Source organism: Streptomyces smaragdinus, assembly GCF_009604385.1.
In the GTDB taxonomy this organism is placed as follows: domain Bacteria; phylum Actinomycetota; class Actinomycetes; order Streptomycetales; family Streptomycetaceae; genus Streptomyces; species Streptomyces smaragdinus.
In genome coordinates, this window is sequence record NZ_WEGJ01000005.1 from 230,407 (window position 1) to 241,982 (window position 11,576).

General features: G+C 76.2%; 7 protein-coding genes. 5 read left to right on the plus strand and 2 right to left on the minus strand.

Going from position 1 to position 11,576, the window contains the following annotated elements; translation table 11 throughout:
• The first annotated feature begins 83 nt into the window (after positions 1-83).
• Positions 84-236 carry a hypothetical protein gene (locus tag SRB5_RS11445; protein WP_153451510.1) on the plus strand — a complete coding sequence of 51 codons (153 nt, stop codon included), beginning with the start codon at positions 84-86 and terminating at the stop codon, positions 234-236.
• Between the two features lies 1 nt (position 237).
• Positions 238-3,321 carry a helix-turn-helix transcriptional regulator gene (locus SRB5_RS37470; RefSeq protein ID WP_323377729.1) on the plus strand — a complete coding sequence of 1,028 codons (3,084 nt, stop codon included), beginning with the start codon at positions 238-240 and terminating at the stop codon, positions 3,319-3,321.
• Between the two features lie 4 nt (positions 3,322-3,325).
• Here the strand turns inward: SRB5_RS37470 and SRB5_RS11455 are convergent, their stop codons facing one another.
• On the minus strand, positions 3,326-3,925 hold the full coding sequence (locus tag SRB5_RS11455; protein ID WP_153451512.1) for a DinB family protein: 600 nt from the start codon (positions 3,923-3,925) through the stop codon (positions 3,326-3,328).
• A 74-nt stretch (positions 3,926-3,999) separates the two neighbouring features.
• Here SRB5_RS11455 and SRB5_RS11460 point away from each other — a divergent pair, with 74 nt between their 5' ends.
• The 3 genes from SRB5_RS11460 to SRB5_RS11470 all read left to right on the plus strand — a co-directional run bounded on the left by SRB5_RS11460 (position 4,000) and on the right by SRB5_RS11470 (position 10,427).
• The gene (locus tag SRB5_RS11460) at positions 4,000-7,002 is read left to right on the plus strand and encodes a helix-turn-helix transcriptional regulator (RefSeq protein ID WP_323377731.1); all 3,003 of its coding nucleotides are present in this window, start codon (positions 4,000-4,002) and stop codon (positions 7,000-7,002) included.
• Between the two features lie 165 nt (positions 7,003-7,167).
• Positions 7,168-7,323, plus strand: a complete 156-nt coding sequence (locus SRB5_RS11465; protein WP_153451516.1) for a hypothetical protein — start codon at positions 7,168-7,170, stop codon at positions 7,321-7,323.
• Positions 7,320-10,427 carry a helix-turn-helix transcriptional regulator gene (locus tag SRB5_RS11470; protein WP_228389953.1) on the plus strand — a complete coding sequence of 1,036 codons (3,108 nt, stop codon included), beginning with the start codon at positions 7,320-7,322 and terminating at the stop codon, positions 10,425-10,427. Before SRB5_RS11465 ends, SRB5_RS11470 begins: the two co-directional genes overlap by 4 nt.
• Here SRB5_RS11470 and SRB5_RS11475 read toward each other — a convergent pair.
• Positions 10,420-11,562, minus strand: coding sequence for a PQQ-dependent sugar dehydrogenase (locus SRB5_RS11475; RefSeq protein ID WP_323377732.1), 1,143 nt, complete (start codon positions 11,560-11,562; stop codon positions 10,420-10,422). The two genes, SRB5_RS11470 and SRB5_RS11475, sit on opposite strands and share 8 nt — an antisense overlap.
• Positions 11,563-11,576: the final 14 nt, after the last annotated feature.

Below are 11,576 nucleotides of genomic sequence, written 5' to 3' on the forward strand. Positions count from 1 at the left end.
CGGACCCCCCTGGGACGCGAAGCTTGAGGCACAAGGGAAGAGGCCGCCAAGGAGCCTCGGACCGGACCTCGAGGAGACACCTGATGTACGCACACGAGCAGCAGTCCCGGTACCGCGCCGCCGAGCTCCGCCGCCAGGCCGAGCAGCACCGGCTGGCCCGGGCGGCGAAGGCCGCCCGCAGGTCCGGCCGCGACGAGCGGGCCGACTACCGCAGCCAGTGGGTCAAGGCCGCCTGACATGGGCGGGTCGACCCCCACCCCGACGGCCCGTGACATCCTCGGGGATGCGCAGGCCATGGTCGTGAGCCCGGTGTTCGTCGGGCGCACGCACGAGATGAAGACGCTTGACTCCGCGCTCGCCCGCGCCGCCGCGGGCGAGCCGCAGGCATTGATCGTCGGCGGCGAGGCCGGCGTCGGCAAGAGCCGGCTGCTGGAGGAGTTCCTGCGCACCGCCCGTACGGCCGGTGCCGTGACCGCCGTCGGCGGCTGTCTGGAACTCGGCGCGGACGGACTGCCGTTCGCCCCCCTGGTGACGGCGCTGCGCAGGCTGCAGCGCGAGCTGGGCAGCGACGCCCTGGCGGCCGCGGCCGCCGGTCGCGAGGCCGAGCTGGCGCGGCTGCTCCCCGATCTGGCGCCCGCCCCCTCCCCGGCGGACGCCGAGGGCCGCGCCAGGCTCTACGAGGTCACCGCCCGGCTGCTGGAGCGGCTGGCCGCCGGCCGGACGGTCGTCCTCGCCCTGGAGGACCTCCACTGGGCCGACGGCTCCACCCGCGACCTCGTCGGGTATCTCTTCCGCACCCTGCAGGACACCCGGCTGCTCCTGCTGCTGACGTACCGCTCCGACGACGTCCACCGCCGCCACCCGCTGCGGCCCTTCCTCGCCGAGGCCGACCGGTCGCGCACCGTCCGCCGGATCGAACTGCCCCGGCTCACCGAGGAGGAGACCGCCGGGCAGATCGCCGGTATCCGCGGCCGGCCCGACGCGGATCTGGCCCGGCGGATCCACGCCCGCGCCGAGGGCAACCCATTCTTCGTCGAGGAGCTCGCCACCGGCTCCGGCGGCTGCATCGGCGACTCGCTGCGCGATCTGCTGCTGGTGCGCGTCGAGCGGCTCCCCGACCGGGCCCAGCAGGTGGTGCGGATCGCCGCCGAGGGCGAGTCGCGGATGGAGTACGGGCTGCTCGCCGCCGTCTGCGGACTGTCCGAGGACGACCTCCTCGACGCCCTGCGCGCGGCCGTCGCCGGACAGGTGCTGGTCCCCGTCGAGGACGATCGGGCGGGCGGCTCGTACCGCTTCCGCCACTCGCTGCTCCAGGAGGCCGTCTGCGACGACCATCTGCCCGGCGAGTGCGCCCGGCTGCACCGCCGGTTCGCCGAGGCCCTGGCCGCCGACCCCGGGCTGGTCGGCCGCGAGGAGCAGCTCACCCGGTTGGCGTGGCACTGGTACTACGGGCGGGAGCCCGCCAAGGCACTGCCCGCGGTCCTCGACGCCTCGGCCCAGGCCCGGCGGCGGTATGCCTACGCCGAGCAGTACGCGCTGCTGCACCGGGCGCTGGAGCTGTGGGACGAGGTGCCGGCGGAGGTGCGGGCCGGGGTGCGGCCGTTCGACGCCGCCGAGAACTATCCGGCCGGGTCCGCGGCCGGCGCGGTGGCCGGGGCGGACCTGCTGGCGGAGGTCGTCGTCGCGGCGCGCTACGCGGGGGAGTTCGAGCGGGCGCTGACGGTCGCGCGGCGGGCGCTGCGGCAGCTGGGGGAGGAGTATCCGGGGCTCCTCGAGGACGCCGGCGGCGCGGTCCCGGACGGGGTGCGGGAGCGGGCCGCGTGGTTCTGGCTGCAGCGCGAGCGGCTGGCCCAGGACCTGGGGCGGGGCGACGGACACGAGGAGCTCTCCCGGGCCCGGCGACTGGTCGCCGATCTCGCACCGTGCACCGTCCGGGCCGAGGTGCTCACGGCGGACGCCTGCCGGATGATGCTGACGGAGGCGGGCCCCGCCGCCCTGCGGGCCGCGGAGCGGGCCCGGACCCTCGCCGCCCGTACCGGACCCGAGGCCGTGGAGCTGGGCGCTCGCGTCACCCGGGCCGTCCTGCTCTGCGAGACGGGGGAGACCGAGCGGGGCATCACCGAGCTGACGCTGGCCCGGGAGCGGGCCCGGATCGGCGGATATCATCACGCGGCCGTCCGCGCGGAGATCAACCTCTCCGCCGAGCTCGCCGCGCTCGGCCGCTCGGCGGAGGCCGTCGAGATCGCGGTGACCGGGGCCCACACCGCGGCCGCCCAGGGACGCCGGGACTACCAGGTGTTCTGCCTGGTCAACCAGATCGAAGCGCTCATCCCGCTGGGCCGCTGGGACGAGGCCGCCGCCGTCGTCGAGCGGGCCGCGCAGATCCGCACGGCGGGTGTGGAGCCGCGCGCCGGCATCGGGTTCCACGGTGTCCGGCTCGCCCTGTGGCGCGGGCGGACCGAGGGCATGCGCGAGCGGATCGACGCGATCGCCGACGACCTCGGCCCGCTCGCGAGGCGTCCCTCCGCCGCCCTGGCGTTCGCGTCGGTGCGGATCGAGCTGGCCACTGCCCTGGGCGACTTCACCGCCGCCCGGGGCGAGGCCGAGCGCGTACTCGACATCGGCTGGACGCCCGGCACCCATGTACTCGCCTGGCCCCTGCTGCATCTCGCCGCCGCCGCGGAGTCCGCCGGCCGGGGGCTGACCGCCCTGGACGAGGGACGGCCGGAGTTCCTGCGCCGGCTGCGTGCCACCGCCGCGGGACTGCCGCGCGCCGCGCCTGTCTGGGCGGCGTACGCGCTGCTCGTCGAGGCCGAGGCGGACCGGGCCGAGGGCGTGCTGCGGCCGGGGCCGTGGCAGCGCGCGGCGGCGCTGTTCGAGTCGCTCGACCGCCCGTATCAGCTGGCCCTGGCCCGGCTGCGGCGTGCGGAGGCGCTGCTGGGGACCTCGGGGCGGCCGTCCGCCGATGCCCGCGCCCGGGCGCGGGAGCTGCTCGCGGATGTGCACGAGACGGCCGCCCGGCTGCGCGCGGTGCGGCTGCGGGAGGAGGCTGACCAGCTCGCGTCCCGCACCAGGGTGCCGTTCACGCGCATCCCCCCGCCGCCGGCCCCGGACGACCCGCTGTCGCCGTTCGGCCTCACGGCGCGGGAGCGGGACGTGCTGCGGCTGGTGTCGCTGGGGCGCACCAACCGGCAGATCGCGGGGGAGCTGTTCATCTCGCCCAAGACGGCGTCGGTGCATGTGTCGAACCTGATGGCGAAGCTCGGGGTCTCGGGGCGGGGTGAGGCGGCGGCGCTGAGCCATCGGCTGGGGGTGTTCTGAGGCGTCAGTCCCGGGTCTTCTCCGCCGCCTCGCGGGCCGCGTGCTCCAGCCGGTCCCGGTAGGCGTCCCACCACGCCGGATCGGCCGACGGCAGGGCGGAGTTGTCCGGCCGCCAGCCCGTCGCGCCGTCCAGGTGCTCGCGGAGGATGTCGGCGTGGCCCGCGTGGTGCTGGGCGTCGGCGAGCACCCGGACCAAGGCGTGGTGCAGGGTGATCGTGTCCGCGCCGGCGGGCCACCACGGCACCCGGCCGACGGTGTCCGGGGCCAGGGCGGCCACCGTCGCGTCGGCGTGCGCCCACACCCGGCGGTAGAGCCCGGTGATGTCCTCCCGCGACTCCCCGGCCGTCGCCCACATGTCGGCGTTCTCCGCCGCCTGAGCCCCGGTCCACGGCAGCGGCTCCGGGAAGGGGCGGCCGAACGCCGCGCCCAGATAGCCCGCCTCCACCCCGGCGGCGTGCTTGACGAGGCCCAGCAGATTCGTTCCGGTGGGCGTGAGCGGGCGGCGGATGTCGTACTCGCCCAGCCCGTCGAGCTTCCACAGCAGGGCGTCGCGGGCGAACTGGAGATAGCGCAGGAGATCGGCCTTGGCGTCAAAGACTGTCATGGGGCCAGTCTGACGACCGGTTTCCGGGCCGGGGTGTCTCCCCCCTCCCTGACCCCCTGTGGCATGCTCACCACGTGCACCGGACATGCGTCAGCCCCGTACTCGTCGGCCGCAGGACCGAGCTCGACCGGCTGCTCGCCGCCCTCGCGAACGCCGCCGCGGGGACGCCCCAGCGGCTGCTGATCGCCGGCGAGGCGGGCATCGGCAAGACCCGGCTGCTGGAGGAGTTCCTCGCCGCCGCCCGCCGCGACGGCGCGGTGACCGCCGTGGGCGGATGTCTGGAACTCGGCGCCGAAGGCCTGCCGTTCGCCCCCTTCGCGACCGCCCTGCGCACCCTGCACCGGTCCCTGCCCGCAGAGGTCGCCGAGGCCGCCGCCGGCCGCGAGGCGGAGCTGGCCCGCCTGCTGCCCGATCTGGCGCCCGCCCCGCCCGCTGCCGACGGCGACCGCTACGACGCCGAGAGCAAGGGACGGCTCTTCGAACTCACCGGACAGCTGCTGGAACGCCTCGCCCGGGACCGTACGGTCGTGCTGGCCGTCGAGGACCTGCACTGGTCCGACCGTTCGACCCGTGAGCTGCTGGGCTACCTGGTCCGTTCGGTGCGGAGCACCCGCCTGGCGGTGCTGGCCACGTACCGCTCCGACGACGTCCACCGCCGCCACCCCCTGCGCCCCTTCCTCGCCGAACTGGAACGGCTGCGCACCGTCGAGCGCATCGACCTCGCCCGCCTCACCCGCGACGAGGTCTCCGGCCAGCTCGCCGCCATCACCGGCCGCCCGCCGGCGCCGCGGCTGGTCGACGAGGTGTTCCGGCGCTCCGACGGCAACCCCTTCTTCGTCGAGGAACTCCTCGCGCTCACCGGCGAGGGCGGCGCCGACCTCAGCAGCTCCCTGCGCGACCTGCTGCTCGTACGCGTCGAAACCCTCCCCGAGGAGTCCCAGCGGGTGCTGCGGCTGGCCGCCGAGGCCGGCTCCACCGTCGAGTTCGGGCTGCTCCTCGCCGTGTCGGGGCTCGGCGAGGAAGAGCTTCTCGCCGCCCTGCGCCCCGCCGTCGACGCCGGACTGCTGCGCCCCGCCGAGGACACCGCCGACGGCTACCGCTTCCGGCACGCCCTGCTGCGCGAGGCCGTCGGCGACGATCTGCTGCCCGGCGAACGCCCCCGCCTCAACCGGCGCTACGCCGAGGCGCTGGAGGCCGACCCCGCCCTCGCCCGGCCGGAGGAGCGGGCCGGCCGGCTGGCCAGCTACTGGCACCGCGCCGGGGACGCCGCCCGGGCGCTGCCCGCCGCGCTGGAGGCGGCCGGGGAGGCCTGCCACCGGCATGCGTTCGCCGAACAACTCGTCATGCTGCGGCGGGCGATCGAACTGTGGGACCGGGTGCCGCGGGAAGACCTCCCCGGGCTGACCGGCGGCTGGGCCGAGGCGTACCCGGCGCGCGCGGAGAGTCACACGCCCGCCGACGACTACCTCGACCTGCTCGCCGAGGCCGCGGTCGCCGCCCGCCTCGACGACGACGTGGAGAGCTCCGCGACGCTGGTGAAGCAGGCCCTGCGGACCCTCGACGACACCCGGGACCCGGAGCGCGCGGCCTGGTTTTGGCTGGAGGCCTCCTGGCACACCATCGCCGCCGGCCGCGGCGACGGCTGGCGCGAGCTCGCCCGGGCCATCGAACTGGTCGAGGACCGGCCGCCGTCCGCCGTCAAGGCCGACGTGCTGGCCCGCGCCGCGCTGTGGCGGATGCTCAACACCCCCGACGAGGAGGGACTGCGGCTCGGCGAACAGGCGGCGGACCTCGCCCGGCACGTGGCGGCGCACGAGGTCGAGCTGCAGGCCAGGATCACCCTCGCCGTCCTGCACTCCGACACCGGGGACCACGACCGCGCCGTCCGCGAGCTGTACGGGCTGCGCGAGGAGGCCGCCCGGACGGGCGCGCCCGGGCCCATCGCCCGCGTGCACACCAATCTGACGTCCGTGCTGTGCCTCGCCGGACGCTTCCGGGAGGCGATCGAGGCGGGGCGGATCGGTCTGGAGGCAGCCGCCCGGGCGGGGCTGCGCGACGCGCTCGCGAGCATCGGGCAGAACATGGTCGACGCGCTGCTGTCCGTCGGCGAGTGGGACGAGGCCGAGCGGCGCCTCGTCCAGACCCGGCCCTACCAGGGCCAGGCCCGCAGCCGGGCGGGCGGTGACCTGGTGGCGGCGTATCTGGCGATGTACCGGGGTGACCTGGAGCGCACCGCCGAGCTCTTCGCCCGTTCCCGGACGTACATCAGTACGGAGAAGCTGGAGCCGCAGGCCGAGTTTCCCGTCGCGCTGGTCGAGGCCTGGGTGGCGCGGCAGCGGCGGCGGTTCGACGAGGCGCGGACGGTGGTACGGGACGCGCTCGCGCAGCGGCCGGAGTTCGGGCACGAGGCGAGCGTGTGGGCGCTGATGGCGTCCGCCGCCGAGGGCGAGGCGGAGGCGCAGGGTGACCCGGCGGCCGCGGCGGGCCGCGCGCGGTTCCTCGACGATCTGGCGGCGGCGGCCGCCGAGCTGCCCGCGCCGAGCACCCTGGCCCGGGCCGACGCCGCCGCGTTCGCGGCCCAGCTGGCCCGGGCGCGCGGCGGCGCCGACGCCGGCCTGTGGACGGCGGCCCTGGCGGCGCTCGAGCCCGTGGAGCGGCCGTACGAGCGGGCCCGGCTGTCGCTGCGGCTGGCGGAGACGCTGCTCGCCTCGGGCGGCAACCGGGAGCGGGCGGCCGAACTCCTGCGTCCGGCGCGGGAACTGGCGGTACGGCTCGGGGCGGAGCCGCTGCTCACGGAGGTGGACGCGGTGGCGGCGCGGGCGCGGCTCTCGTTGACCGCGGACTCGGATGCGGACTCTGTGTCGGGGGATCCGGTGGAGGCGTTCGGGCTGACGGCGCGGGAGCGGGATGTGCTGCGGTTGGTGTCGGCGGGGCGTACGAACCGGCAGATAGCGGAGGAGTTGTTCATCTCGCCGAAGACGGCGTCGGTGCATGTGTCGAATCTGATGGCGAAGCTGGGGGTCTCGGGGCGGGGAGAGGCGGCCGCGCTGGCGCACCGGATGCGGCTGTTCACCTGACGTGGTCGCGGACTAAGGCGGCTGTGGGCCCGTCTGAGGTATCGGCCTACCCCTTCTGAGGGTTTCGCCGCCGGCGAGATGCGGCAGGTGCCCGATGTGGGGCGCCCACCTGGGACGGGACGCTGGAAGCACGACGAAGGACCAGCCCCGGCCGAGGAGCCCGCCATGCTGCACCAGGACCTGATGAACGCCCGTGTGACCGCCGCCCTGTGCCGTGCCGAGCAGCGCCGGCTGGCCCGGGACGCCCGTGCCGCGGCCGGGTCCGCCGATCGTGCCGGGACGGTACGGGCCCGTCGTGACGCGTACGAGCGGGCGGCATGACCTCCCCGGCCCCGGAGTTGTCCACAGGCCTCGACGCCGAGTCGGTCCTCGATGGCATGCTCAAGGGCATGGAAACCTCCCGGACCAGCCCCGTGTTCGTCGGACGCGCCGACGAACTGCGCATCCTCGGCGAGGCCTTGACGGAGGCCGGCCGGGGCGAGCCCCGCGCCGTCCTCGTCGGCGGAGAGGCCGGCGTCGGCAAAACCCGGCTGCTGGCGGAGTTCCTGACGGCCGCCGCCGCGGACGGCGCCGTCACCGTTCTCGGCGGCTGCGTCGAGACGGGCGCCGAGGGCCTCCCGTTCCATCCGGTCGCCACGGCCCTGCGCGGGCTGCGCCGCCGGCTCGGACCCGAGCTCGCCGAGGCCGCGGCCGGACAGGAGGGCGAGCTCGCCCGGCTGCTGCCCGAGCTCGGCGAGCCGACCGCCGCCGTGTCCGACACCGACGGCCGCGCCCGGCTCTTTGAGCTCACCGTCCGGCTGCTCGAGGGCCTGGCGCAGGGCCGCACCCTCGTGCTGGCGCTGGAGGACCTGCACTGGGCGGACCGCTCCACCCGCGAGCTGCTCAGCTATCTGCTGCGCTCCGCCCGCGACAGCCGCCTCCTCGTCGTCGCCACCTACCGCTCCGACGACCTGCACCGCCGCCATCCGCTGCGCCCCGCCCTCGCCGAGTACGAACGGCTGCGCAGCGTCCGCCGGTTCGAGCTGCCCCGCTTCGACCGCGCCGAGGTCCGCAGCCAGATCGCCGCCTTCACCGGCGAGCAGCCCGCCGACCAGCTGCTCGACCGCGTCTTCGAACGCTCCGGCGGCAACGCCTTCTTCGTCGAGGAGCTCGCCCGCTCCCTCGGCGACGGCCTGCCCAGCGGCATCAGCGACTCGCTGCGCGATCTGCTGCTCGTCCGGATAGAGGGCCTGCCGGAGCCCGTGCAGCGCGTGGTGCGGATCGCCGCCCAGGGCGGCGGCGCCGTCGAGTTCCGGCTGCTCGCCACCGTCAGCGGCCTCGGTGAGGACGAACTGATCGACACCCTGCGCACCGCCGTCGGGGCCAGCGTCCTGCAGCCCTGCGACGACGAGTGCTTCTGCTTCCGCCACGCCCTGATGCGCGAGGCCGTCGCCGACGACCTGCTCCCCGGCGAGCGGACCCGCCTCAGCCGGCGCTACGCCGAGGCGCTGGAGGCCGACCCCGCCCTCGTCCGCGCCGAGGAGTTCGCCGCACGGCTCGCGGGCTACTGGTACCACGCGCACGACCCGGCCAAGGCCCTGCCCGCCGTCATATCCGCCGCGGCGGCCTCCCGCGGCCGGCACGCCTACGCCGAGCAGCTCGCCCTGCTGGAGCGGGCGCTGGAGCTGTGGGACGACACCCCCGAGGACATCCGTACGGCCGCCCTGCGGCGCGGCGTGGACGAGGGGCTGTGCCGGCCGATATCGACCGAGCACCGCGGCGACTTCGCCGATCTGCTCGCCGCCGTGGCCGTCGCCGCCCGCCACGCCGGGGAACGCGAGCGCGCCCTGGCCCTCGGCAAGCGGGCGCTGCGCCTGCTCGAGGGCGACCCGTCCCCGGCCGCCGGAGCCCGCCCGGCCGCCGCGGACCCGATCCGCGCGGCCTGGTTCTGGAGCGAGCGCTACCAGCTGATGCGCGAGCTGTCCCGCTCCGACGGCTGGGCCGAGATCGCCCGGGCCCAGGAGCTGGTCAAGGGCCTGCCGCCGTCCCCCGTCCACGCCGAGGTGCTCGCCGACGCCGCGCACTGGGGCGCCCTCCACCAGCCGGGCCCCGGCGCCCTGGAGTCCGCCCGGCAGGCGGTGGAGCTGGCCCGGATGACCGGGGCCCGCGACACCGAGCTGGCCGCGACGGTCACCCTGGGCTGGCTCACCCTGGACGCCGGCGGCGTGGACGAGGGGCTCGACCTGGTCCGCGAGGTCGCCGCCACCGAGATCGCCCCCGGCACGCTCAGCACCGTCGTGCGCTCCCACGGGAACGTGGCCGACATGCTGCTCGGCATCGGCCGGTTCACCGAGTCCGTGCGGGCCGGCGAGGAGGGCGTGGCGCTGGCCCAGTGGCACGGGCTGCCGGAGGTCGCCGCCTGGATCGGCGGCAATCTGGGCGAGGCGCTGATGGCCCTGGGCCGCTGGGACGAGGCCGACCGCGCCCTGCGCCTCGCCCACGACCGGCGGGGGATCAGCGCCCGCACCCGCGGCCAGATCGAGGGGCACCTCGCCGATCTGGCGCTGGCGCGCGGCGACTTCGCCGGGGCCCGCCGACTGCTCGAGGCCGCCGCCGCGAGCTTCGGCGACGTCTACCCCGAGCCCCAGCACACCCTGCCGTGCGCCCGTACGGCCATCGGCATCGCCGCCGCCGACGGCCGCATCCTCGACGCCCGCACCCTCGCCGAGGAGGCCGTCGGCGACGGCATCGCGCCCGGCCTGCAGCGCTACGGCTGGCCGCTGCTGTACGCGGCGGCCGCGGCGGAGGCCCGGGCGCGGGGGCTCCCGGTCGCGGAGCTGGGCCGTCCGGCCGCCGTGGACCGGCTGCGCAAGGCCATGCGACGGCTGCCGCAGTTCGTGCCGCTGTGGGCGGGGCTGGCGCTGATGACGGAGGCCGAGCTGCGCACCGCCACCGGGCAGGACGCCGTGGCCCGCTGGGAGGAGGCGGTGGCCGCGGTGCAGCCCCTGGGGTATCCGGAGCTGCTGGTCACCGCCCGGCTCAGGCTGGCGGAGGCGCTGGTCACCGAGGGCGCCGCGGACGCCCGCGGCCGGGCCGGCGAGCTGCTGCGGCCGGCCGAGTCGGGAGCCGCGTCCCTGGGCGCCGGGCCGCTGCGGACCCGCGTCGCGCAGCTCGCCGGCCGGGCCCGGATCCCGCTGCAGGAGACCGCGGCGGCGCCGCCCGCCCCGGCGGACGCGCTGGGGCTGACCGCCCGCGAGCTCGACGTCCTGCGGCTCGTCGCGGCCGGCCGGAGCAACCGGCAGATCGCCGAGGAGCTGTTCATCTCACCCAAGACGGCCAGCGTCCACGTGTCCAACATCCTCGCCAAGCTGGGCGCCTCCGGCCGCGGCGAGGCGGCGGCCCTGGCACACCGGCTGGGGGTGTTCGACCCGCCCCGCGTCAGCTGACCTCGAGCCGCAGGATCCGGTCGTCGCCCTTGCCGGGGGAGCCGCGGCCGTCGGTCTCGCTGCTGACGAGCCACAGCCCCCCGTCCTCCGTGGCCACGACGGTACGCAGCCGCCCGTACTCACCCTCCAGGAAGGCCTGCGGCTCTGCCGACGGCCGCGCCCCGGACAGCGGGATCCGCCACAGCCGCTCCCCGCGCAGCCCCGCCATCCACACCGAGCCCTTGGCGACGGCGATCCCGCTGGGCGACGCCTCGTCCGTGGACCACTGCGCGACCGGGTCCGTGAAGTCCCCGCCCCCGCCCTTGCCCTCGGCCTCGGGCCAGCCGTAGTTGTGACCCGGCTCGATCAGGTTCAGCTCGTCCCAGGTGCTCTGGCCGAACTCCGACGCCCACAGCCGCTTGTCCGCGTCCCAGGCCAGCCCCTGCACATTGCGGTGCCCCCAGCTGTACACGACCGACCCCGGATCGGGATTGCCCCGCGCCGGCTCGCCGTCCGGCGTCATCCGCAGGATCTTGCCGCCCAGCGACGACCTGTCCTGCGCCAGCTCGGTGTTCCCGGACTCGCCCGTCCCCGCGTACAGCATCCGGTCCGGGCCGAAGGCGATCCGCCCGCCGTTGTGGTTCGGGCCGTGCGGGATGCCCCGCAGCACCACGTCCGGCGCCCCTAGCTGCTGCCCCTCCGGCTCCTTCGGCCGGTACATCATCTTCACGATCCGGTTGTCCGACGCGGAGGTGAAGTACGCGTACAGCATGCCGTCGTCGGGCCCCAGCGCCAGCCCCAGCAGCCCGCCCTCGTTGTCGGGCGCCACCCCGGGCACCTCGCCGACCTCCGACTTCCGCCCGTCCTTCGCCGAGACCCGCAGGATCTTCCCGGTGTCGCGGGAGGACACCAGCAGATCGCCGCCGGGCAGCGGCGCCAGCCCCCAAGGCGAGTCGAGCCCGGTGGCCACGGTCGCCGCGACCCGCACCGTCCCCTTCGCGGGCGGTGCCTTCGGACCGGGCGCGGCGGACCCCGTGCCCCGGGCCTTCGACTCCCGCGACGGTCCCGGATCCCCGCCGTCACCCCCGTCCGACGTACAGCCCGCGAGGAGCAGTCCGACGGCGGCGAGTACGGCGGTCACAGTGCGGCGTTGCACGTCGGTTCCTCTCG